The following is a 22,013-nucleotide window of genomic DNA, read 5'->3' as shown; positions in this document are numbered from 1 at the left end:
CACGCATTTTTGGTTTTCTTATAAAAGCCAGCAATATGTCCTTACTCCTGGCCGGTGAGCTGATCGAAGTTGATAAAGGGGTTGATGCTGTCCCCCATCGCCTGGGGCAGCTTGCCGTCCCATTTTTTCACCTTTTCCAGTTCTATGTATTCGGGACTGTTCTGAAGCTCCTGCTGAACGGTACGAATCGCGTAAGCCTGAGCGTCTGCCTGGATTTTCTGGCTCTCCGCTTCCGCCTCCGCCTCTATGACCGTCTGACGGGCCATCTCCTCTTTTTCTTTGGTTTTGTTCTGCATCTTCAGCGCTTCCTGTTCCGCCACCACTTTGGCCCGGACCGCCTCCTCAAAACCATCCTCAAAGTCGATGTCCTCAATGGCCAGGTTGTTGACCAGAATGCCGCCCTGAGACAAGCTTTCAGACATTTTTTCCTCAATGGTGCTTTGGACCTTTGCCCGGTTCTGGATCAGCTCCTCCGCCCGGTACTGACCAATCTCATTTTTCACCACCGACTGGAGCTGGGGAATGATCAGCTTGGATTCCACATTCTGAATGCCTACATTGCGGATGATATCGGACAAGGCGCTTTCGTCATAAGAATAATTGAGCTTGATAATCAGGTTTTCCACCGTTTGCGTATCCTTGGTGTAGGCATTGGTAATCAGCTCATAGGTCTGTTCCCGAACATCCACCTTGACGATCTGCTGAACGTAGGGGATTTTGAACACCAGTCCCGGAGGAATATCGTCCTCCACGATGCGTCCGAACTGATACCGAACGCCTACATGACCTTCATCCACTGTGGTGAAGGCGCCCAAAGCGATGGTTGCCGCAAACAGCACCACTACTGCGATCAAAAGGATTTTTCCCACTTTTTTCCCGCTGCCGGCACGCTTCATGTCCGCAGCGCCAAAGGGATTGCCGGTAAAGTTCTGTTTCGGATCGAAGGCCATTTTGTCTCCTCCCAAAGCTTTTTCTGCACACAACCTGTCTTGTTTTTTCCTCTGTTCGCTCAGTCAAATATAGAAAGGGACCGTTTGCGCCAATGTACGGCTTTATTCAAATTTTTTATCAGCCGATGAGTTCTCCCACCCTGCCGATACGGGTAATATCGCAGGCCACCACCAACACATCATTCTCCTGAAGCACCAGCTGCGGACCGGGAGAAAGCAGTATCTCCTCTCCACGGCGCACCGCCACAATGGTAGCTCCTGTTTTTTGGCGAAACTCCAGCTGGCCAATACTTTTTCCCACCACTGCCGAATCCTTTTTCAGGGGAAACTCATAGTTCCGCAGCCGGTCGCTCCGCTGAAACCGCTCTCCCAAATCGGTGATCTGGTTGATGGTTTCATAGATCTGTCCATCCAGCTCCTCCCGCTGCCGCAGAAGCTGACGCAGCTGTGCCTTCATGGCCCGCAGATCCCGATGGGTCTGATACTGTTCTACATACTCCGCCGCCCGCTGCCGGGATATGACCACCGATCCCACGTTCTGCCGGATGGCGATGATGCCCATATCACACAGCAGCCGCATGGCACGGCGAATAGTCTCCGCTGAAACGCCATACTGAGAACCCATCAGAGAACGTCCGGTAAAACGCTCCTCCTCCCGGATCTCTCCCGACGCGATTTTTGCGGCAATGTCATAAGCCACCTGAGAATAAACGGGCGGCATGGCAGATTGTTTCATACTGTTTTAACCTCCTTGCCGTTCATACGGCACCATCTGGGAAACACACACCTGCACTGCAAGAAAACAAGACGGTGGCCCATGGTCGCTGGAACTACCGCCATTCAAATCTTCCCCACATCCGGCCACAGGTATATTCAGGCCGGACCCGGGAAGCAAACGCCATGATTTTTTATCGGTTCAGCCCGCTCTGCGCAAAAAGCGGGGCCGGAACCAATGAATATAAGCCGCGTACAAATTGGCTACCATGTTATCATATACCACAAAGAATATATTTCCAAACACCAGCAGCGCCAACGCCGAATATTGGCCGAAGGGACCAAATTCGTCCAAAATGTCCGCCACACCCATCAGATTGATAATGATCCAGTAAGCGGCAATGACCGCTGTATTAAAGATCACCAGCTTGAGCGCCATCCGCAAAATTTTTACGGAGATCTTATCCAGCAGGGTCTGAAGAATGGGATAATAGCCAAAAAAGAACACAAACAACAGCGCGGCCTCCTTGCTGGGCACCACAAACAGCGCCAGCAGAGATACCGCCACATAAACCATCAGAGCAGTTTTCCGTCCGTTCTCCACCACGTTTGCCAGCAGCACCACTCCCGCAAAGGCGGGCAGCGCATAATCACCAAAGGGGATCATCCCTGTCAAAAACATCAGCAGCAGGCTCAGCGCCGCAGCCAGTCCGCCCAACGCTACCTGGGTGCTCTTTCCCGAGGACCTTGACATAACGCCTCTCCTTTTTTCGCCCCAAGGCGTAATCCTCCCGAAAAACGGGGATCTGATCAGCAGCCGTGACCCAAACAATCACAGCAGCAGCTGGCGCAGTACATTCCCGCGCACAGGTCGCAGCAGGACATACTGGTCATCTGCACACTCTGATTATAAGCCGTCTGCCGCTGATACATCAGCCGGTTGAGGGCAGCCCGGTACTCCTGATTGGAAGGGTTTTTCTGACAAGCGGTGCTGAAATACTGAAGCGCCGCATCCATCCATCCCTTGCTGGCAGCAACGCTGCCCTTGAGGAAAAACCATTCTGCATCCCGGCGGTATTCCGGTACGCCGTCCAGCAGCTCCTCCGCCTCCACCAGCCGTCCGCTGTTGATCATGACCCGGATATCGGAGAACTGGGAAGCGCTTTGGCCTCCTTGTCCGGCATAACCGTTGTAGGAGTTGTAAGACCCATAAGACGACCCATAAGCCCCTGCCGAAGCTCCCGCAGCGGTTTGTCCCCTGCCGGAACGCCGCTGCCGCTGGATCTCGTCATAGGCTTCATTGATCTCCTTCATTTTTTCCGTAGCCAAATCCGCCAACGGATTGTTCACATAATTATCCGGATGATATTTCCGGGCCAGCTGGCGATAGGCATCCTTTACCTGCTCGTCAGTGGCGGAGGGAGAGATTCCCAATACTTTATACGGATCGGTCATAATGGGCAAAAACTCCAATCTACATGAATTTCCCTTTGCAAAGTATAGCAAATTTTCTGATGAATGGATAGTCCCTCAAAAAGAAAAACTTACCAATATCGTTGTTTCGGCCGGTCCTTTGAAGGAAGGGCCACCCAGTCCACTGTGTTTTTCAGCCCCAGAAGGAGAATATTTTCCAATATAGGGCCAAAGCGCCTGGGTTCCAACAGCTGCCAGGCCGTTCCCATCTCGCCAATGGTCAAATACAGTGAACCTTTCGCTCTGGAGCGAAGCTCCTCCGGCGGATCTCCCCGCCGCAGAAAGGGATTGTAGCTTCCCCGCTTCTGATCCTGATCCAGATCATCCAAAGCATCCACCATATATACATAGCGGCCCAAAAGATAGCCCAGCCGCCATAACACCCGCTTTTCCCGTTCCTGGGATGACAGCGAAGCAAATACCTCCGCCAAAACTGTGGCGGTAGGGTCGCAGGCCTGATCCACGTCGGCGCAGCCTTCCCGCTCCAACGCCGCCTGCCGGTCCATCTGCCGCTGAAAAAGGGACGCCAGATGTGGCTGACGCTGCTGTGCTTTTTTTCTGGCAGGAGCGGCCAGCAGCAACCCCAGCCTGGCTCCCAGCCGTCGGATGGGGCCATCGTCAGCGGCATCATCCCTCAGCTTGTGCCACAGCATCAGGGCAGCCATATCACAGCAAAAAACCGCTTCCTCCGTTCCCACCGAACAGGGGACGCGTTTGAGAGGATTGACCGGACAGCGCTCCACTGTGGTCCGGGGCTCCTCTTGGGACAGCGACAACGCCAGCATAGCCAGAAAAGTAAAGTCGTAGCTGAGGGTCAGCCGGGCAAGGGGCCCATACTGCCGTCCCAGCTCCCGGCAAAGCCCGCAGTAGACCGACTTGTAGCTTTCAAACTCCCTTACCTTCAGCTCCGGCTTAAAGGCCCTGATATAACCAAACAATGACGTTTCCCCCGTTTTCCCGGGCGGCCCGCCTGCTTCAGGCTCTTTTTGTCCGCCTCCAAGTACATCCTTATCTTACACCAGAAAATTGCAAAAAGCATTAATAAACTGTAAAATGCCATAAACTGCATACACCTCTGGAGAAAAACACCGTTTATGACACTTCCCGCCAAATATTTCTTTACAAGATGTCCTCATACCGATATAATAAAAAAGTTAAACTTTCATTCCAGTTGTGATAGAAAACATTTATTCCGACTATCAAAAGGAGCTGGTTCTCTTTGAATCTCGCCACACTGTTCATCCTGGCCGTCGGCCTGTCCATGGATGCCTTCGCTGTTTCGGTCAGCAACGGTATCTGCTACAGGAATTACACTTCCCGCCAAGCCTTCTGCACTGCTCTTGCCTTCGGCGGCTTTCAGGGCCTGATGCCGGTATTGGGCTTTATTGCCGGAACCACCTTTATTTCCATGATCGAATCGGTAGACCATCTGATTGCTCTGATCCTGCTGGGATATCTGGGAGGCAAAATGATCTGGGAGGCCCGGAAGGAAGCGGCTGGCGGCGATGAATGTCCCGTGGGCGGGGTCTTTACGGTGCGCAGCCTGCTGCTTCAGGCTGTAGCCACCAGCATCGACGCTCTGGCTGTTGGCATCAGCCTGGCCGCCCTTCGTGTAGACATTGTTCCGGCAGCTTCCTTTATTGCCGTTGTCACCTTCACCTGTTCTCTCTTTGGGGTCAGCCTGGGCAAACGCTTCGGCAGAGTATTGGAATCCAGGGCACAGATTTTCGGCGGACTGATCCTCATTGCCATCGGACTGAAAATTTTTGTGGAACATACCTTTGGATAAACCAGTTTTTTCTCCATCCGCCCTGTATTGGTGAAATTTATCACTTGTGCCGGGGCGGATTTTGTTGTATCATAAATAAAATACAGATAAAGCGGCAGCTCCTTTCTGCCATCATGGGACCTCCGGCGGCACCCATGATCTTTTTGGCCGCTGCATTTTACTCCTTTAAACCAGCAAGCTGAAAAAGCAGCGGCTGTCGCTGTCTGCCGGGCACAACACCAAAGAGCAAGGAACGTGACGAAATGAAAGAACTGATGTTAGGCAACCAGGCGGCTGCCCGAGGTCTTTACGAAGCGGGCTGTCATGTGGTCTCCAGCTATCCCGGTACCCCCAGCACTGAGATCACCGAGTATATCAGCGGATACCCTGAAATTTATTCCGAGTGGGCCCCCAATGAAAAGGTGGCTTATGAGGTAGCCATCGGCGCGGCCATCGGCGGCGCGCGCAGCTTCTGCGCCATGAAGCATGTGGGCCTCAACGTGGCGGCGGACCCCCTGTTCACCACCGCTTACACCGGCGTTGGCGGCGGAATGATCGTGGCAGTGGCCGACGATCAGGGAATGCATTCCTCTCAGAACGAGCAGGATTCCCGCCATTATGCTCAGGCCGCCAAAGTGCCCATGGTGGAGCCTTCCGACAGTCAGGAGTGTTCCGACTATATCAAGGCCGCCTATGCCATCTCCGAAGAATTCGACACACCGGTGCTTTACCGCCTGTCCACCCGGGTATCCCACTCCCAGAGTCTGGTGGAGGTAGGCCCCCGTCAGGAGCTGCCGGTGCGGGATTATGAGAAAAACGCCAAGAAATATGTGATGATGCCCGCCAACGCCCAGGGCCGTCACGTTTTTGTGGAGGAGCGCACCCTGAAGCTGCGGCAGTTTGCCGAAACCACACCCCTCAACCGGGTGGAAGAAGGCAGCGACCGGCGCATTGGCATCATCACCGCCGGCATCTGCTATCAGTATGTCCGGGAAGCCATGCCCGACGCTCCTGTGCTGAAGCTTGGTCTGCTCAATCCTCTGCCGGAACAGCTGATCCGGGATTTTGCCGCCACCGTGGACCGGGTGGTGGTGGTGGAGGAGCTGGACCCCATCATCGAAAACCATTGTGCCTCTCTGGGCATCCCTGTTGAGGGCAAGTCTATTTTCGGCTATATCGGTGAAATTTCCCAGAAGATCATCCGGGAAAAGCTGCTGGGGCAGCCGCCTCTGGAGGGCTGTGCCTATCCTGAAGCGGTGCCGGTGCGTCCCCCCGTGCTGTGCCCCGGATGTCCTCACCGGGGTGTCTTTTACACCTTACATAAGCTGGGCCTGACTGTATTCGGGGACATTGGCTGCTATACACTGGGCGCCACTCCTCCCCTGCTGGCCATGGATACCACCCTCTGCATGGGCGCTTCCATCTCCGGTCTCCACGGCTTTACCAAGGCCCGGGGGCCTGAAGCCGCCAAAAAAGCGGTAGCGGTCATCGGAGACTCCACCTTCATGCACAGCGGTATGACCGGCCTGGCGGATATCACCTATAACCACGGCGTTTCCACCGTCATTATTCTGGACAACTCCATCACCGGTATGACCGGCCATCAGCAGAATCCCACCACCGGATACGACATCCACAACCAGCCTGCCTACCAGATTTCTCTGGAAGCGGTGTGCCGCGCTCTGGGCGTGTCCCGGGTCGTGGTGGTGGACCCCGCCGATCTCAAAGCGCTGGAAGCTTCCGTCCGTGCTGAAACTGCCGCTGAGGAGCCTTCTGTTATTATCGCCCGCCGTCCCTGCGCGCTGCTCAAGGGCGTCAAGGCAAAGCCTCCCGTCCATGTGGAGCCTCAGCAGTGCATCGCCTGCCGCAAGTGCTTCCAGATCGGCTGTCCCGCCATTACCATGGAAGGCGGCAAAGCCCATATTGATGATACCCTCTGCGTCGGCTGCGGCCTGTGTGTAGGCCTCTGCCCCAAATCCGCCATCAAGGAGGCTGAATAAGATGACAAACACCAAAAGCATCATGATCGTCGGCGTGGGCGGACAGGGAAGCCTGCTGGCCAGTAAAACCCTTGGACGGCTGCTGATGAACGCCGGATATGACGTCAAGGTTTCTGAGGTGCACGGAATGTCCCAGCGGGGCGGCTCGGTGGTCACCTATGTTCGCTATGGTCAGAGAGTTTGCTCCCCTGTGATCCAGACCGGCGAGGCGGATGTACTGCTCTCCTTTGAGCTGTGCGAAGCAGCCCGGTGGAGCGGATATCTGAAAAAGGACGGTGTACTGATCACCAGCACACAGCAGATCATGCCCATGCCGGTCATTACCGGCGCCACCCAGTATCCCGCCGACCTGGAAAAGAACCTTCGGGCGGTTTGCTCCCATGCCTATATTGTGGACGCCCTCACCCCCGCCGAAAAGGCAGGCAGCAGCAAAGCGGTGAATGTGGTATTGCTGGGGCTGCTCTCTAAAATGATGGACCTTCCCGAGGACGCCTGGAAAGAGGCGCTTAAACAGTGCGTCAAGCCTCAGTTCCTGGAAATGAATCTGAAAGCTTTCCAGCTGGGACGGGAGCTGTACAACGTCTGACGGGAAAGGGCTGTTTCTCTCAAACAGATAGAATAAAAATCATCAAAAACGGCAGAAGGTTTCCTGTACCTTCTGCCGTTTTTAACGTATCCTTCTGCTGTCTGCTTTGGGGAAAAAACACTGCCACTGCTTTTTTCATAACCTGATCAAGGTGCTTTTGCAGATCGTCCCAAATCTTTCCTGGAATGCTTCTCAATACCGCTCGTCACTTTTCCCTTTGGAAGAAATCTTTTCCCGTTCTTTGTTTTTTCAGCGACCGTGGGGAGATCCTATTTATGCGGTTTGTTGCTCGCTGTCTCCCCTTTTCATTTTATTTTTAAACGCGGTACGCCACCGAACCAGACATTCCCGGGGGAAAAGCCAATTGATCGCCAGCGCCATCACCACGCCCACCCCTGTATCCAGCATCCGGTTGAGAGCATAACTGATATAGGTATCGGTAGGGGTATTAAAGAGGATGATGCACAGTACCACTCCGCCCGGCTGCACCGCTCCCACCCAAAAATACTGACTGAGGAGGATCAGGATAATCACACCAATAAACAAAAAGATCATCAGCGCAGGATGATTGCCTCCATCAGGATAAAAAATCAGATAGAAGCGGAACAGGATCATTCCCAGAAAGCCGCCAATCACAGTGCCGAACAGGCGGTTTCCGCCATGGAGCTTGGAATTTTCCATGTCGGCGCCCATGCCGAAAATCGCCCCGATACAGGCAAAGGTGGGGTTGCGGTCGATCAGCTCATAAATCAGCGCGCATAAGGATGCCGCTATGGCGGTTTTCAGATTCCTCAGCCCTATATGCGGCAGCAGACTGGTATTGGTGGGCTCGGCCATATTCTTTTCCTCCATCCATGGGCCCGCTTTCTTTATAGGGCAGGCACCTCAAACAAAATCATTTTAAGCGCGGGTACAAACCGGCTGGTATCACAGACGCCTGCTGGCTATTATACAATGATTTCCAGTGCCTTTCAACATCTCTTCTTCATGCCCTCCATCAAAGGTAGAACTTCTCAGCAGCTTAAAATTGTCCAACTGTCCAATATTGCGCGTTCATTTTCCTCTCCTGATAAAAAGAGCTTGCTTTTGCTCGAAAGGTGTAGTAGAATATAAAAAATTTGACCAAGAGGAGGACGTTCCATCGTGAAAAAACTCATCAGTCCGTTGGACCTGACGACGCAGGAAATCGACGAGATTTTGTCTCTCGCTGATCGTATTATGGAGAACCCCACAGCCTATGCCCACAAATGTGACGGCAAAATTTTGGCGACACTATTTTTTGAACCCAGCACTCGTACCCGCCTCAGCTTCGAATCAGCGATGCTCAGTCTCGGCGGAAAGGTGTTGGGTTTTTCTTCGGCCAGTTCCTCCTCTGCATCCAAAGGTGAAAGCGTGGCGGATACCGTCCGCACTGTGGAGTGCTATGCGGACATTATCGCCATGCGTCATCCCAAGGAAGGCGCCGCTGCTGTGGCTGCCGCCAATGTGGAGTGCCCTTTGATCAATGCCGGCGACGGCGGCCATCAGCATCCCACCCAGACCCTCACCGACCTGCTGACCATCCGCCGGCTCAAGGGTCATCTGGATAACCTGACCATCGGCTTCTGCGGCGACCTGAAATTTGGCCGCACCGTCCACTCCCTCATCCGCGCCATGATGCGCTATGAAGGCATCCGCTTTATCCTGGTCAGCCCCAAGGAATTGCAGATTCCCGACTACATCCGGGATGATCTGACCGCCGGCGGCTTCGACTTCCAGGAAGTGGAGCGCCTGGAGGATGCCATCGGGGAGATGGATATCCTGTATATGACCCGTGTACAGCGGGAGCGCTTCTTTAACGAAGAGGATTATATCCGCCTGCGTGACAGCTACATTCTGGATACAGAGAAAATGGAGCTGGCCAAGAAGGATATGATCGTCCTCCATCCCCTCCCCCGTGTTAATGAAATCAGCGTGGAGGTGGACAAGGACCCCCGCGCCTGCTACTTCAAACAGGCACGGTGCGGCAGATTTGTCCGGATGGCTCTGATCATGAAAATGCTGGAGGTGGAGTAAGATGCTGAATATCGACAGCCTGGAAAGAGGCGTGGTCATCGACCATATCAAAGCGGGAAAGAGCATGGAAATCTATCGGGTGCTGGAGCTGGACAAGCTGGATTGCAGCGTGGCCATCATCAAGAACGCCCGCAGCAAGAAGAGCGAGCGGAAGGACATCATCAAGATCGAGGACCGCATTGACATCGATCTGGATGTGCTGGGCTTCATTGACCCCAACATCACCGTCAACATCATCGACGGCGGCAAAATTGTGGAAAAGAAAAAGCTGACCCTTCCCGCCCGGGTGGTCAACGTGGTCAAATGCAAAAATCCCCGCTGCATCACCAGCGTGGAGCAGGAGCTGGACCATGTTTTCGCCCTCACTGAAAAGGGCGTGTACCGCTGCATCTACTGCGAGCAGGAGTATCAGCCCCAATAAAAAGTATCAGGCAATATGAAAAGCGGCCCTTCGGCATGACTGCCGAAGGGCCGCTATGCGTGTCGAAAAAATTCGACACGCTTCCAGGGGGTATCCAATACCCCCTGGATACGCCGCAGGTTCCTGACGAAACCAGCGGCGATACCCCCGGTTTCGCGCCCCCGTGGGCGCGGGTCGTAGTATAAAACGCAGGCACATGTCCTGCGTTTTATGATTTTAAATTGAATTTCTTCTCAACTAATGGGTTTCTGGACAACCTGTACGGCCCTTCGGCATAACTGCCGAAGGGCCGTTTCATTTTTCCCCCAAAGTTGGGTTCCATTTTTCTTTTGCCACCGGGATGGCATCTTCCCATAATGGTTTTCGGAGGGTTATAAACCGAAATCACTTTCCACCAAAAAGTTTAGGGACAAGACGAAGCACCCTCTGCCGCTCCTTTCCCATTCTGGAGCAGCCGCAGTCTCCGCTGACGATATTTGAGACGGGCAGTTTCTCCCAGAGCGGTAAGAATATTCAAATTGGCCGCCCCGCCCAGCACTCCTACTACCGGAACACCTTGCAGCAGCTTTAGAGAAGTGATCTGCCCAGCCAGCAAATGGGAGGTACGGGCGATACTCTCCTGTTCCGCTTCCTGCGGCGGAGCTCCCTCCCCATCCAGCCAATGAGCCAAACGATCCGTCTCCTGAGCAGCCGTCAGCCGCTCTTTGCCTTTGGACACAGACAGACGAATCAGGGAAAGCAGATACAGCCGCTCTCCGGGAGACTGGAAGTCAAAGCCATAACTGGCCCCGATTTGACACAAGGTACGCAGCATCATCCCCAAAAACAGAGGGATATCGGGGATTCCCACACCCAGCAGCCCCAGTCCTCCCCCTTCCGCCAGCGTGACGGCTTGATTCTGTGTCATTGCTCCTCTGGCCTGACGATCCATTTCCTTTAACCGGGATAAGGAAGGCTCTTGCTCCAGCTGGCGTGCGTTTTCCCGGCCCCAAAGACGCCGTTTTTCTCCCCCGGCAGTCTTTTCCACCAAAGGAAGCCCCTGTTCAAAAAGCATTCCAAAACCTTTTTGAAAGGCCGCTTCCGCTGCCGCCACCCCCTGAGAGGGAAGATGCTGTTCCACCTTTTTTCCCAGACGTTCCACCGGCCCCGGCTGAGTGCGGTCCGCCTCACGGAGCAGCTTTTTATTCTCCTTTCGCTGCATCCGGTTCAGCTCCCGCTGGAGAAGCCAATCCTTCTTCATCCTCATCCTCCTTTACCCCATCCTGTCACAAACCAGCCAGACGGCTCCTTTGAGAATCACCGTCAGCAGCAGCAAAAACAGGGAGAAAAAGAACAGGACCTGATGATACAGCGCGGCGGTGAGGGTAGAAAACAGCAGCACCACCAGCAGCAGGTCCACAACGATTCCGCCGCTCTTGTCATGGAGCCACATCCTCCGTTCATCCTGCTCCAGCATCCGCTGTCCCCGCAGCAGGGCAGGGCTGGACAGCAGCTTTTTGTACCGGTGAATCTGCACCAGAATATAAATCAGTCCACCGAAAAAGATCAGACGGCTGACAGTTTGGGCCAGCTGAGTCATGGTGCGGGAATCACCGCCGCCGGTCTCTCCCACCACAACCATGTATATAAGCATTCCCAATACCACCAGCCAAAGGCCCCGAATCCGCCACCGGACCCGCTGGACATATGAAACTCCATCAAACATTCTCAAGCTGCTCATCCTCCTTCTCACGGTTTTCCCGCAGGCAGCAAAGCTCCTCCACCGTGGTGCCGAACACCTCCGCCATCCGGTAGGCCAGCATCAGGGAGGGACTGTACCGCTCTCCCTCAATGGAAATGATGGTGCGGGCGGAAACATGGACCAGCTGAGCCAGCTGCTGCTGGGTCATACCGCTGGCGATACGGAATTGGCGGACCTTTGTTTTCATCGGCTCTCCTCCCGGAAAGTGAAGTTTACTTCCTGTGAAGCTAACTTCATTTTATCATTGGATTTTTCTTCCGTCAAGGTTATGAAACTGCCTGAGGTGGAGAAATTTCTCCCTTTCAATCCGGCAGAACAGACAAGAAAAGGTTAAACTGGGCCAAATGCAGAGTGAAAGTCTGGGGGAAAAATTGCAGGGGCTTGTACCAGCAAGTTTCTTGCAGCTCTGAGTTTTCCGCAGCCTCTTTCCTTGCCTTCTGACTGGTAAAAGCAGATTTACTGATGCCAAAAAACTTTCTGGCAAAGCTGTATTGATTCCTTTTCCCCTTCGCCCGGTCCTTGAATCCAAAGCTTGCTGCTTCCTTCCCCAAAGCCGAGAAGCTCATTGTGCCAAATAAAAAGCGAGGCACGGCTTTCCATAAAAGAAAACCATGCCCCACTTTTTATTCCGTTATGATGCGCTCTTTTCTCAAAACGCATCACTGCCCATTTCCAATTCAGGGAACCAGAAATACTTCCTGTTCACCAGGGCCTACACTGTAGCAGGCCAGCACACTGCCATCCTCTAACGCCGCCAGTGTCTTCATAGAGGCCGCATAATTGGTGGTCACTGATACCCCAGTATCATGAACACTGCCGTCGGTGACGCTCATCCGCCACAGGTGCTGGGCCGCATTCTCGTCCTTATAATTCCGGTCCCTGGCGACAAAGGCGGCGTTATGCTCTCCGGCCACCCAGTCGCTGACACCCAAAGCGGAAGCGTCCAGATCCAGTTTCCACCGCTGTCCTGCGGCAAAGGAATAGTAGGAGATCTCCACCGGTTCCAGGGTTTCGTCAAACTGGGTCAGAGCCAGACCCTTATCTCCCACCTGCTGAACGTCCCACAGGACACCATCCAGCACAGTGACCTCTCCGCCATCGGTAGGCGCCAGGACGATTTTATCAATATGCTCATAGCCGCCTACATAGGCCATGGCCCCTTTTCCTCCATCCAGCAACACGGGCCCGCTCTGATATCCCATGATTCCAAATTTACCGGAATCAGTCAGCTCATTTTCCCGCAGGCACCGGATTTCCCCAGTCTCCTGGTCCAGCAGCTGCAGGCCCTCAGCGTCGCAGTAGAGCCAGTAACGAAGGTCCGCTGTCACATCATAGCCGGTGAAATGAGCCTCCGGGCTTTCCCAATTCGCCCCTTCCGCTGCCTGGATGCCCTCCAGAATCACCTGAGGCAGAGGCAGCTTTTCATAACTGGACAGATCCTCTTTGATGAGATACAGTCCATCCGGGCCGGTGAGGGCGGGTCCCTGATCGGTGGAAATCATCCGGAAAGTAATCTGAGAAGATTTTGGCATCGGTACATCAAGGGTAGCCGCAGTCTGCCAGGTGCCGGTATCATACTGCTCCAGATGCCAGATCACCTGGTCTTCCGGCTCATCTGTAGCGCCCAGGATGACGCTGTCTGCGGTGACATAGCTGCCGCTGCCCCGGGTGGATTGATAAATCCAGTCCTTTTCAGACAGGGCAGGCAGGGTCATGTATTCTCCGGTGACATTGCCCAGATTGGTTTTTACATATTCCGTAACCATGGAGATAAAATACAGGTCTCCTTCCTCACGTACCCCCATGGTGTAAATATCCCTGCTGTCCACTTCGCCGTCTACATACAGGCTCTCATGGGATATAACAGCGGTGGCGGTGCCATCCCCGTTGTACCGGAAGCTCTCTAAGGTGATTCCCCAGGGATTACCCTCTCCCGAAGGATAACCGGGAAGGATCAGTTCCTCGGAGGAGCTCCAGGAAACGATAAACTGATTTTTTTCCTCATCATAGCGGATGCCTGCATAAAAATCCTGGGGAGCGGCACCGGACAGGCTCTCCGGCTTCCAGTTGAAATACTGCTCCAACAGCTCCATCATCTTCTCGCCGGGAAGGATATATTCATCATTTCCCGCCGGTGTAAGGCCCTCCGCTCCCCCATTCTGCCGGGCAAAGCTGTACCAGCAGTAGGTGGTCAGGTATCCCAGGTCCATTTGTTCCGGGGCGGCGAATTCTCTTTGGAGGGGAATGATCGCCAAGCCGAAATAATCCCACCACAACTGATCCAGCTGCTGGGGGTCTGTCACTTCATGGGCGGGGATCTCATGGGAAATATCACTTTCCGGCACCGATTCCGACAAAGAGGAGGACTGAGACTCAGAAGGCTGGGACTCAGAGGACTGGGAAGATCCCGCATTCTTCCCCTCACAGGAAACGGATAGCAGGAGAAGCAGGACCAGAGCCAAAGCAGCCACTTTCTTTTTCATGGAAATTCATCCTTTCCGTTGCATTTTCATAAAATCAGCCAATATCCGGGGAGAGAATTTTTCGGCAAAACTCCATTTCAACTTTCTCTTTGAACAAAACAGGGCCGGTAAAACCTTCTGGTTTCCCCCGCCTTTCAGCTTTATGATAACAAATTGTAGTCCAAATATAAAATAGCAAAATTCTAACAGGTTGTCAATCCCTCTCCAGCTTTGCTGACAATCTCGTATAAGTTGCACAAAGGGCCTTGAAGCAAAGCGCTTCAAAGCCCTGATAAGCTTTTAAACGAAATGACCTATGATGACAACACGTTTTTTACCGGAACAGGTCCTTTTTCACCAGAATAGCCGCCACCGCCGCGCTGGCCGCCACGGAGAGAAGCACCGGGAACCACCACCACTGATCGAAGGGCATTCCACCGGCGATGTTCATGCCGTAAAAACTGGAAACGATGGTGGGAATAGCCATAACGATGGTGATGGAGGTGAGGATCTTCATCACAATGTTCAGATTATTGGAGATGACCGACGCGAAGGCATCCATGGTGCCGGAAAGGATGCTGGTGTAAATATTACACATCTCAATGGCCTGCTTGACTTCAACCAGCACGTCCTCCAACAGGTCCTGATCCTCCTCATACAGCTTGATGATGCGGCCCCGGAGAATCTTTTCCAGGGTGATCTCGTTGCCCTTGAGAGAGGTGGAGAAGTATACCAGGGATTTCTCCAGCCCCAGCAGCTGGATGAGCTCCTTGTTTCTCATGGACTGATGCAGCTGCTTTTGCGTGTTGGAAGAGATCTTGTCGATCTGCTTGAGGTAGGTAAGATATCGTGTGGCAATGCGGAACAACAGGCTGAGTACAAAGCGGGTCCGCAGGTGGGTGGTCACATTCTTCACCTGGCCGTCGGCAATTTCACTGATGACCGGCTGCGGCCGCAGACAGATGGTGACCACATAATCCGGTGTGAGGATAATGCCCATAGGCATCGTGGAATAAGACATGGTGCCGTCCTCCTGAGGCTCGGCGGTGGGAAGGTCCACGATCACCAGGGTCTGGTCTTCCTCGCTCTCGATACGGGAGGATTCTTCTTCATCCAATGAGGACATGACAAAGTCCCGGTCCAGTTCCAGCTCCTGGAGCAAAAAGTCCATATCCTTTTCATCCGGGGCGATGGCATTGATCCAGCAGCCGCTGCTCAGCTTGTCCTGCTCCACCAAGCGATTGTCGATGGTCTTGAAGTACTGAATCATAAACAATGCGTCTCCTTTTTACAGGCAGACAGCAGCGGACCCGGCAGAGTCCTCCGCTGCTTCCCTTTTTTTGAAATGTATGCTGCGTCTACTACCTCCGGGGTCGCTGCTCAAACCCTGCCACCTCCTTCAATGTTCAGATACTCTGTTCCTATCAGACAATCGGACAGGAAAGGGGCCCCTTTTTGGGGACCTTGACTTTATTTATTATATACCATACCTGCATCTGTTTCAACCAAAGGCGCGAATTTTACACTGCTCTTTTCGGCAGCGGGCCTATGGGCACAGGGAAAACACCTGTTCTTAAAAAGCAGCTTCTGCCTATTTGTTTTGTCTATAAAAGTTCACATTTCCGACATGTGGGAAATGTTGACATTTGCAGCTAAACGGACTACAATAATGACGCATTAAGCTGACAATCAGAATATTTTATGATTCCTTGGGAGGTGAGGAGATGGACGGCGGCAGTAGCTGCGATCGAAAACGGGCAATGGAATTTTATCATCGTCTGAAGACGTTTCCGGCACTGCCGGGGACCTCTCCGGGCTGATTTCCCTATGGAACTTTTGCCATTGCCCCTTCTGAACACGATCTTCCGTCCCATTTTTGGGGATCGGCAGAGCAGGTTCTCCGGAGGCAATGGTATTTTTTTATCTGATTGCGTTGTTGCGGAGGACCTCGCTGTGTCCATCCCTTTCCCAGGCCGGAAGATCTCTTGGACCGGCTGCGGACCGGTCCCACAGAAAGGGAGGTCTGAACATGGAACAGAAAAAATATCAGCTGACGGAAAACGGCGCCGCCCATCGGGATTATCCCCGGGAGCTGGCAGAAATCATTCACAGCAGGATCTCTCCCCCCGCTCTGCGGGAAAAGGTGGCAGATTATCATGAAAACGATGTCGCCGCCGCTCTGGAGCTGCTTTCCCGGGAGGACCGGGAGCGCCTGTATCATATTCTGGACGCAGAAACCCTGTCCAACATTCTGGAGTACACCCCTGAGGATAGTCCTTACTTTGGTGAGCTGAGCATACGCAAAAAGGTGGATGTTCTCTCCCACATGGAACCGGACCGGGCGGTAGACCATCTGCGGCAGCTGAACAAGGACCAGCGGAATATCCTGCTGGAGCTGATGGATGAAAAGGTGCGCCGGGATATCACGCTGCTGTGGTCCTTTGACGAGGACGAAGTTGGCAGCATCATGACCACCAATTTCATCCGCATCACGGTGGGCATCACTGTCCGTGAGGCCATGCGGCAGCTGATCGACCAGGCAGCAGAGCACGACAATGTTTCCACCCTATATGTAGTGGAAAAAGACGGTACCTTTTATGGGGCTATCGACCTCAAAGACCTGATCATTGCCAGGGAAACCGATCCTTTGGAAAACATCATCACCACTTCCTATCCTTATATCTATGCTCAGGAACAGATTGAGGACTGCATGGAACGGATCAAAGACTATTCCGAAGATTCCATTCCGGTTCTGGACAGCGACAACCATCTTTTGGGGGTCATCACCGCTCAGGATTTCATCCAGGTGGTGGATGATGAGATGGGAGAGGATTATGCCAAGCTGGCCGGTCTGATTGCCGAGGAGGACCTGCGGGAGCCGGTTCTCAAAAGCACCCGTAAACGGCTTCCATGGCTCATTATTTTGCTGGGGCTTGGAATGGTGGTTTCCTCCGCTGTGGGCCTCTTTGAAGGTGTGGTGGCTCAGCTGACGCTGGTGGTCTGCTTTCAGTCCCTGGTGCTGGACATGGCGGGCAATGTGGGCACCCAGTCCCTGGCGGTAACCATCCGGGTGCTGATGGATGAGCATCTTACGGGACGTCAGAAGCTCTCTCTGGTGTTCAGGGAATCCAAGGTAGGCTTTCTCAATGGGCTGCTCCTGGGAGTGCTTTCCTTTGTCGTCATCGGCCTGTACATCCTGATCTTCAAACAGAAATCCCCCTTGTTTTCCTTTGCCGTTTCCGCCTGCATCGGCATGGCGCTGCTGCTGTCGATGGTGCTTTCCAGCATCGCCGGAACCGCCGTCCCCATCTTTTTCAAGAAAATGAAAATCGATCCCGCCGTGGCTTCCGGTCCCCTCATCACTACCATCAACGATCTGGTGGCTGTGGTCTCTTATTATGGCCTCACCTGGCTGATTCTGCTGCAAACCATGCATCTGACAGAATAAAGCGTTTCCTTCCCCTGCTCTTTTCCAAAGCAAAGCAAAAGAAAATTTCATTTTATGGCGCTGCTGTACTTGACCGTACAGGGGCGCCATTTTTTCATCTGCTTTTTGCTCAAAATGCTTCCCTGGTCCAGGGGACATCTGAAGCCGACGTCAGAAAATCTCCAACAGGACGCTCCGGTATTCTTTTGTGACCGCCAAAAAGTGCCGGTGCCTCCCCCTCCCCCTGCTTTGAATCAGTCTTCCTTACTATTGTTTGGTCATTGGCGGAAAAAAGGATTTTTTGCAGCGCCCTTATCGGCTTTTTCTCTTCCTGCTTTTTATTCCTGTTTCATTTTGCACTTTGTTCAGCGCCTCTGACAGCTTTCTTTCAAATAGTTTGGCTGTTTTAAGGATGTATAAAACCTGGGTACCATACCAAAAAATTTCATCGTATTGCCCTCTGTTTTAAGAATAAATAGTCATATCATGGTATGTATTTATTCTTAAATATGGTTATATAGTCTTTATTTTAAGGATATTTCGTTATTTTTATGTGTAAAACAGAATATTTTTAAAAGCATATTGCATAATTATTTTTTAAGGCGTATAATAATGCAAAACAAAGGAGGGCTGCAAGCCCACAGGAGGACGCTATGGCAAACGCATATGAAACCAAGCTTTGGGGCGGACGATTTCGGGAAGATGAGGATGCGCTGATGCAGCGCTTCAACAGCGGCCGCTGCCGAACTGACTGGCTGGTAGAGCCGGATATACAAGGAAGTCTGGCCCATGTGGCCATGCAGGTCAAATGCGGAATGCTGACCCAGGAGGAAGGAAACATCCTCTCCGCGGGGCTCAAGGAGCTGCTGGGGGAATATCAGCAGGGAAAACTGATCTATGGTCCTGAATACGAGGATGTACATACCTTCGTGGAGCTTAACCTCATCCGCAAGGTGGGAGAGGTGGGCAAAAAGCTGCACACCGCCCGCAGCCGGAACGATCAGTGCAACGTGGATATGAAGCTCTACGTCAAAGCCCAAACCGCAGGGGTGATCGGACTGATTGAAGAGTTCCAGAAAACCCTTCAGCGTGTGGCGGAGGAAAATCCGTGGATCATGCCGGGATACACCCATCTCCAGCGAGCCCAGGTAGTCACCTTCAAACATCATCTGCTGGCCTACTATGAGATGATGGAACGGGATAAGCGACGCCTCTCCAACGCCTTGGAAATCATGGATCAGTCCCCGCTGGGATGCGGCGCTCTGGCAGGCACCACCCACAGCATTGACCGGGCCTACACCGCCCAACTGCTGGGGTTCCAGGGCGGAGCCTGCAAAAACTTTCTGGATGGGGTTTCCGACCGGGATTTTGTATTGGAGACCATGGCGGATTTCAGCATCCTGATGATGCACCTGTCTCGTCTGGCGGAAGAGCTGGTACTGTGGACCAGCGCGGAATTCGGCTTTGTGGTGCTGGATGACCGCTACACCACCGGTTCCAGCATCATGCCCCAGAAAAAAAATCCCGATGGGGCGGAGCTGGTGCGAGGCCGTACCGGACGTGTATATGGAGATCTGTTTATCCTTCTCTGCGCTATGAAAGGATTGCCGCTGGCTTACAACAAGGATCTTCAGGAGGATAAATCCACCTTCTACGACGCTCTGGATGTGGTCACCGGTTCACTGCAAATGATGGACCGCATGATCGGCACCCTTAAAGCAAAGCCGGAAGCAATGAAACAAGCGGTGAAAAAGGGCTTCCTCAACGCCACAGAAGTAGCCGATTATCTGGTGAAAAAGGGCGTGGCTTTCCGGGACGCTCACGGTATCGTCGGTGAAATCGTTATCTACTGTGAAGATCATGGCAAAGCCATTGAGGAACTGACGCTCAATGAGCTTCTTACCTTCTCCCCTGTTTTTGATGAAACCATTTATTCGTATATCGATTATGACAACATCCTTCAAAAGGGCATCAAAAAAGAGATGCTCTGAACATCACCGGGCTCCAGAAGCCCCATTGACAAAGAAAGAGAAAAGAGGAATTTAACATGAAAAAGATGCTTTCTATGATACTCGCTTCCCTGCTGGCTGTCTCCATGCTCTCCGGCTGCGGCTCTTCCGCCGCTTCCTCCGCCTCCTCGGAGGCTCCTTCTTCCACCGCCGCTTCTTCTGAGGCATCCTCCCAGGCTTCTTCCTCAGAGGCCGCCGCTACAAGCGACAGCGACAAGCCCCTGGCCGGCAAGGAACTGAAAGTAGCTTTGAGCGCCAATTTCAAGTACTTTGAAAGTGTGACGGTGGACGCTCAGGGCAACGAGAAGTATGAAGGTCTGGACATTGATATTCTGGACTATATGGCCGAGGATCTGGGCTTCACCTACACCATCTCCAATATGCCCTTTTCCAGCCTCATAGGCAGTCTTCAGGCCGGTCAGGCAGACTTCGTCATCTCCGGCATGAGCTATACGGAAGAGCGGGCTGAAAGCGTGGACTTCTCCGACGCCTATGCCACTGCCAAGGTTGGCTGCCTGGTGCGGTCCGACTCCGGCATCACCGATGTAGCGGGACTCTCCGGTCAGGCTGTGGCTTGCAGCGCCGGTACCAACTATGAAAAGATTATCCAGAGCATCGAAGGCGCAGAGCTGAAAACCTTTGACGGTCAGGCCGCCTGCACCCAGGAAATGCTGGCCGGACGGGTCAATGCCACCATCACCGGCGCCACCGCCTGCAAGAAGGTCTGCGAGGAAAATGAGGGCCTGTCCTACTTCATCATCGATCCCTCCCAGCTGGATGTAGGCAGCCTGTCCACCTACAATATCGCCTTCCCCAAGGGCAGCGAACTGGTTCCCATCTTCAATGAAGAAATCGCCAAGATGAAAGAAAATGGCAAACTGGATGAGATCATCTCCACCTGGCTGGGTGAAGACTACATCAAGGAAGGCTGATCAATCCGGCCTTTCAATGAAGCCGCCGGAACTGTTTTCGGCGGCTTCGCCCCTGCGGCATCATCATTTTAAGTGGAGGAGCGTCTGTCCATGCTTCTTGATTTTGGTATGATGGGCAAATATATGCCCTATCTGTTTCGTTCTCTCCAGGTTACCCTTCAGCTGACCGCTGCGTCGCTGCTGCTGGGCATCCTGCTGGCAATTCCTCTGTCTCTCATCAAATTGTCCCGCTTCCGGGCTGTTCGGGCGGTAGGTACCTTTTATACCTCCATCTTCCGCGGCGTTCCGCTGCTGGTGCAGATCTTCATTGTATACTTCGGGCTGCCCCAGTTCGGACTGACAATGGATGCCTTTCAGGCCGGATGTGTCACCTTCGCGCTCAACTCCGCCGCCTATATCTCCGAGAGCCTTCGGGGCGGAATCATGGCCGTGGACGCTGGGCAGAGGGAGGCCGCTATGGCCCTGGGTATCTCCTATGGCAAAACCATGAAGGACATCATCTTTCCCCAGGCAATCAAAAGCGTTATGCCCAGCCTGGTCAACGAGTTCATCGGTCTGCTGAAAAACACCACCCTGATTTCCACCATCGGACTGGTGGATGTTCTCCGGGCGGCACAGATGATTGTTTCCGACACCTTCAGAGCCTTTGAACCGCTGCTGACGGCAGCCGTATTCTATTATGTAATGGTGATGGCTATCTCCTTCCTGGGCAAAAAACTGGAAAAGTGGGTGAACAAGAGTGATTTGCGTTGAACACCTTTCAAAAAGCTTTGGTAAGCTGGAGGTCCTCCGTGACATTTCCCTGAATATCAGTGACGGTGAGATCGTAGCCATTATCGGTCCCTCCGGCAGCGGCAAAAGCACCCTGCTGCGGTGCATCAATTTATTGGAAAAGCCCACCAGCGGTCATATCTATGTAGACGGTGTGGATGTAGTGGACCCCAAAACCGATATTCAGAAGATCCGCCAAAAGGTGGGGATGGTCTTTCAGCATTTCAATCTGTTTCCTCACATGACAGTGATGCAGAACATGACCTACGCTCCTATCAATGTCAAAAATATGGCTCCCAAGCAGGCGATGGATAAGGCCATCGAGCTGCTGGAGCGGGTGGGTTTGGCGGACAAAGCCGCCTGTTATCCCGCCACCCTTTCCGGCGGTCAGAAACAGCGGGTGGCCATTGCCAGAACCCTGGCTATGGACCCGGAGGTGATCCTCTTTGACGAACCCACCAGCGCCCTGGACCCGGAGATGGTCAAGGAAGTACTGACGGTGATCAAGAGCCTGGCGGGCACCGGCATCACCATGGCTTTGGTGACCCATGAGATGGGTTTCGCCCGGGAAGTGGCTCATCGGATCTGTTTCCTGGATGAAGGCCGGTTGGTGGAGGATGCTCCCCCTCAGGTGTTTTTCTCCACACCAAAATCGGAGCGGGCCAAACAGTTTTTGGATAAGGTCCTGTAAAATTCCCTGTTCT

The 22,013-nt window shown here is 53.2% G+C and carries 22 protein-coding genes; 10 read left to right on the top strand and 12 right to left on the bottom strand.

Annotated features, from left to right (window positions below; translation table 11 throughout):
• Nucleotides 1-41: 41 nt before the first annotated feature.
• From BQ5383_RS11950 to BQ5383_RS11930, 5 genes are all read right to left on the bottom strand, one after another.
• Complete coding sequence (locus BQ5383_RS11950; RefSeq protein ID WP_071432279.1) at nt 42-950, bottom strand: prohibitin family protein; 909 nt, start codon at nt 948-950, stop codon at nt 42-44.
• Nucleotides 951-1,068: 118 nt separating this feature from the next.
• Complete coding sequence (locus tag BQ5383_RS11945) at nt 1,069-1,686, bottom strand: GntR family transcriptional regulator (protein WP_071432277.1); 618 nt, start codon at nt 1,684-1,686, stop codon at nt 1,069-1,071.
• 180 nt (nt 1,687-1,866) lie between these two features.
• On the bottom strand, nt 1,867-2,418 hold the full coding sequence (locus BQ5383_RS11940; RefSeq protein ID WP_071432275.1) for a hypothetical protein: 552 nt from the start codon (nt 2,416-2,418) through the stop codon (nt 1,867-1,869).
• Between the two features lie 56 nt (nt 2,419-2,474).
• Nucleotides 2,475-3,119, bottom strand: a complete 645-nt coding sequence (locus BQ5383_RS11935) for a J domain-containing protein (protein WP_071435054.1) — start codon at nt 3,117-3,119, stop codon at nt 2,475-2,477.
• A gap of 89 nt (nt 3,120-3,208) precedes the next feature.
• Entirely contained in the window at nt 3,209-4,075 is an 867-nt protein-coding gene (locus BQ5383_RS11930; RefSeq protein ID WP_071432273.1) for a DUF5685 family protein, read from the bottom strand.
• Between the two features lie 323 nt (nt 4,076-4,398).
• Here BQ5383_RS11930 and BQ5383_RS11925 point away from each other — a divergent pair, with 323 nt between their 5' ends.
• The 3 genes from BQ5383_RS11925 to BQ5383_RS11915 all read left to right on the top strand — a co-directional run bounded on the left by BQ5383_RS11925 (nt 4,399) and on the right by BQ5383_RS11915 (nt 7,491).
• A complete protein-coding gene (locus BQ5383_RS11925; RefSeq protein ID WP_071435052.1) occupies nt 4,399-4,926 on the top strand; it encodes a manganese efflux pump in 528 nt (175 codons plus the stop codon).
• A 242-nt stretch (nt 4,927-5,168) separates the two neighbouring features.
• Nucleotides 5,169-6,905: an indolepyruvate ferredoxin oxidoreductase subunit alpha gene (gene iorA / locus BQ5383_RS11920; protein WP_071432271.1), complete on the top strand. Its 1,737-nt coding sequence runs from the start codon at nt 5,169-5,171 to the stop codon at nt 6,903-6,905.
• A gap of 1 nt (nt 6,906) precedes the next feature.
• Nucleotides 6,907-7,491 carry an indolepyruvate oxidoreductase subunit beta gene (locus BQ5383_RS11915; protein WP_071432269.1) on the top strand — a complete coding sequence of 195 codons (585 nt, stop codon included), beginning with the start codon at nt 6,907-6,909 and terminating at the stop codon, nt 7,489-7,491.
• 273 nt (nt 7,492-7,764) lie between these two features.
• On the opposite strand, the gene BQ5383_RS11910 is transcribed toward BQ5383_RS11915, so the two are convergent.
• Nucleotides 7,765-8,343, bottom strand: coding sequence for an FUSC family protein (locus BQ5383_RS11910; RefSeq protein ID WP_235821977.1), 579 nt, complete (start codon nt 8,341-8,343; stop codon nt 7,765-7,767).
• 291 nt (nt 8,344-8,634) lie between these two features.
• Between BQ5383_RS11910 and pyrB the strand changes: the two genes are divergently transcribed.
• A complete protein-coding gene (gene pyrB, locus BQ5383_RS11905; protein WP_071432265.1) occupies nt 8,635-9,546 on the top strand; it encodes an aspartate carbamoyltransferase in 912 nt (303 codons plus the stop codon).
• A 1-nt stretch (nt 9,547) separates the two neighbouring features.
• Entirely contained in the window at nt 9,548-9,967 is a 420-nt protein-coding gene (locus BQ5383_RS11900) for an aspartate carbamoyltransferase regulatory subunit (RefSeq protein ID WP_071432262.1), read from the top strand.
• A 403-nt stretch (nt 9,968-10,370) separates the two neighbouring features.
• On the opposite strand, the gene BQ5383_RS11895 is transcribed toward BQ5383_RS11900, so the two are convergent.
• From BQ5383_RS11895 to BQ5383_RS11870, 6 genes are all read right to left on the bottom strand, one after another.
• Entirely contained in the window at nt 10,371-11,207 is an 837-nt protein-coding gene (locus BQ5383_RS11895) for an EcsC family protein (RefSeq protein ID WP_071432260.1), read from the bottom strand.
• A gap of 12 nt (nt 11,208-11,219) precedes the next feature.
• Nucleotides 11,220-11,678, bottom strand: a complete 459-nt coding sequence (locus tag BQ5383_RS11890; RefSeq protein ID WP_139193416.1) for a hypothetical protein — start codon at nt 11,676-11,678, stop codon at nt 11,220-11,222.
• Nucleotides 11,665-11,895: a helix-turn-helix transcriptional regulator gene (locus BQ5383_RS11885; RefSeq protein ID WP_071432256.1), complete on the bottom strand. Its 231-nt coding sequence runs from the start codon at nt 11,893-11,895 to the stop codon at nt 11,665-11,667. The genes BQ5383_RS11890 and BQ5383_RS11885 overlap by 14 nt, the downstream gene beginning before the upstream one ends.
• A gap of 269 nt (nt 11,896-12,164) precedes the next feature.
• Nucleotides 12,165-12,371 carry a hypothetical protein gene (locus BQ5383_RS20785; RefSeq protein ID WP_139193415.1) on the bottom strand — a complete coding sequence of 69 codons (207 nt, stop codon included), beginning with the start codon at nt 12,369-12,371 and terminating at the stop codon, nt 12,165-12,167.
• Nucleotides 12,372-12,385: 14 nt separating this feature from the next.
• Nucleotides 12,386-14,191 carry a hypothetical protein gene (locus BQ5383_RS11875; protein ID WP_071432252.1) on the bottom strand — a complete coding sequence of 602 codons (1,806 nt, stop codon included), beginning with the start codon at nt 14,189-14,191 and terminating at the stop codon, nt 12,386-12,388.
• A 313-nt stretch (nt 14,192-14,504) separates the two neighbouring features.
• Complete coding sequence (locus BQ5383_RS11870) at nt 14,505-15,440, bottom strand: magnesium transporter CorA family protein (protein WP_071432250.1); 936 nt, start codon at nt 15,438-15,440, stop codon at nt 14,505-14,507.
• A gap of 759 nt (nt 15,441-16,199) precedes the next feature.
• Here BQ5383_RS11870 and mgtE point away from each other — a divergent pair.
• From mgtE to BQ5383_RS11840, 5 genes are all read left to right on the top strand, one after another.
• Nucleotides 16,200-17,618 carry a magnesium transporter gene (mgtE, locus tag BQ5383_RS11865; RefSeq protein WP_071432248.1) on the top strand — a complete coding sequence of 473 codons (1,419 nt, stop codon included), beginning with the start codon at nt 16,200-16,202 and terminating at the stop codon, nt 17,616-17,618.
• Nucleotides 17,619-18,250: 632 nt separating this feature from the next.
• Complete coding sequence (gene argH, locus BQ5383_RS11855; protein WP_071432244.1) at nt 18,251-19,588, top strand: argininosuccinate lyase; 1,338 nt, start codon at nt 18,251-18,253, stop codon at nt 19,586-19,588.
• A 56-nt stretch (nt 19,589-19,644) separates the two neighbouring features.
• Nucleotides 19,645-20,538 carry a substrate-binding periplasmic protein gene (locus tag BQ5383_RS11850; protein WP_071432242.1) on the top strand — a complete coding sequence of 298 codons (894 nt, stop codon included), beginning with the start codon at nt 19,645-19,647 and terminating at the stop codon, nt 20,536-20,538.
• 90 nt (nt 20,539-20,628) lie between these two features.
• The gene (locus BQ5383_RS11845; RefSeq protein ID WP_071432240.1) at nt 20,629-21,291 is read left to right on the top strand and encodes an amino acid ABC transporter permease; all 663 of its coding nucleotides are present in this window, start codon (nt 20,629-20,631) and stop codon (nt 21,289-21,291) included.
• Nucleotides 21,278-22,000, top strand: a complete 723-nt coding sequence (locus BQ5383_RS11840; protein WP_071432238.1) for an amino acid ABC transporter ATP-binding protein — start codon at nt 21,278-21,280, stop codon at nt 21,998-22,000. The genes BQ5383_RS11845 and BQ5383_RS11840 overlap by 14 nt, the downstream gene beginning before the upstream one ends.
• Nucleotides 22,001-22,013 lie beyond the last annotated feature (13 nt).

The sequence above is a fragment of the Angelakisella massiliensis genome, assembly GCF_900104675.1.
GTDB lineage: Bacteria > Bacillota > Clostridia > Oscillospirales > Ruminococcaceae > Angelakisella > Angelakisella massiliensis.
The sequence above is the reverse complement of the archived record's forward strand: the minus strand, read 5'-3'. Positions and strand labels throughout refer to the sequence as shown.

Bases quoted from the DNA above. Each gene is read 5' to 3' on its own strand.
- mgtE (WP_071432248.1), top strand. From the start codon at position 16,200: ATGGAACAGAAAAAATATCAGCTGACGGAAAACGGCGCCGCCCATCGG.
- BQ5383_RS11940 (WP_071432275.1), bottom strand. From the start codon at position 2,418: ATGTCAAGGTCCTCGGGAAAGAGCACCCAGGTAGCGTTGGGCGGACTG.
- BQ5383_RS11850 (WP_071432242.1), top strand. From the start codon at position 19,645: ATGAAAAAGATGCTTTCTATGATACTCGCTTCCCTGCTGGCTGTCTCC.
- BQ5383_RS11910 (WP_235821977.1), bottom strand. From the start codon at position 8,343: ATGGAGGAAAAGAATATGGCCGAGCCCACCAATACCAGTCTGCTGCCG.
- BQ5383_RS11945 (WP_071432277.1), bottom strand. From the start codon at position 1,686: ATGAAACAATCTGCCATGCCGCCCGTTTATTCTCAGGTGGCTTATGAC.
- BQ5383_RS11845 (WP_071432240.1), top strand. From the start codon at position 20,629: ATGCTTCTTGATTTTGGTATGATGGGCAAATATATGCCCTATCTGTTT.
- BQ5383_RS11900 (WP_071432262.1), top strand. From the start codon at position 9,548: ATGCTGAATATCGACAGCCTGGAAAGAGGCGTGGTCATCGACCATATC.
- BQ5383_RS11895 (WP_071432260.1), bottom strand. From the start codon at position 11,207: ATGAAGAAGGATTGGCTTCTCCAGCGGGAGCTGAACCGGATGCAGCGA.
- argH (WP_071432244.1), top strand. From the start codon at position 18,251: ATGGCAAACGCATATGAAACCAAGCTTTGGGGCGGACGATTTCGGGAA.
- BQ5383_RS11870 (WP_071432250.1), bottom strand. From the start codon at position 15,440: ATGATTCAGTACTTCAAGACCATCGACAATCGCTTGGTGGAGCAGGAC.
- BQ5383_RS11875 (WP_071432252.1), bottom strand. From the start codon at position 14,191: ATGAAAAAGAAAGTGGCTGCTTTGGCTCTGGTCCTGCTTCTCCTGCTA.
- BQ5383_RS11950 (WP_071432279.1), bottom strand. From the start codon at position 950: ATGGCCTTCGATCCGAAACAGAACTTTACCGGCAATCCCTTTGGCGCT.
- iorA (WP_071432271.1), top strand. From the start codon at position 5,169: ATGAAAGAACTGATGTTAGGCAACCAGGCGGCTGCCCGAGGTCTTTAC.
- BQ5383_RS11935 (WP_071435054.1), bottom strand. From the start codon at position 3,119: ATGACCGATCCGTATAAAGTATTGGGAATCTCTCCCTCCGCCACTGAC.
- BQ5383_RS11925 (WP_071435052.1), top strand. From the start codon at position 4,399: ATGGATGCCTTCGCTGTTTCGGTCAGCAACGGTATCTGCTACAGGAAT.
- BQ5383_RS11915 (WP_071432269.1), top strand. From the start codon at position 6,907: ATGACAAACACCAAAAGCATCATGATCGTCGGCGTGGGCGGACAGGGA.
- BQ5383_RS11885 (WP_071432256.1), bottom strand. From the start codon at position 11,895: ATGAAAACAAAGGTCCGCCAATTCCGTATCGCCAGCGGTATGACCCAG.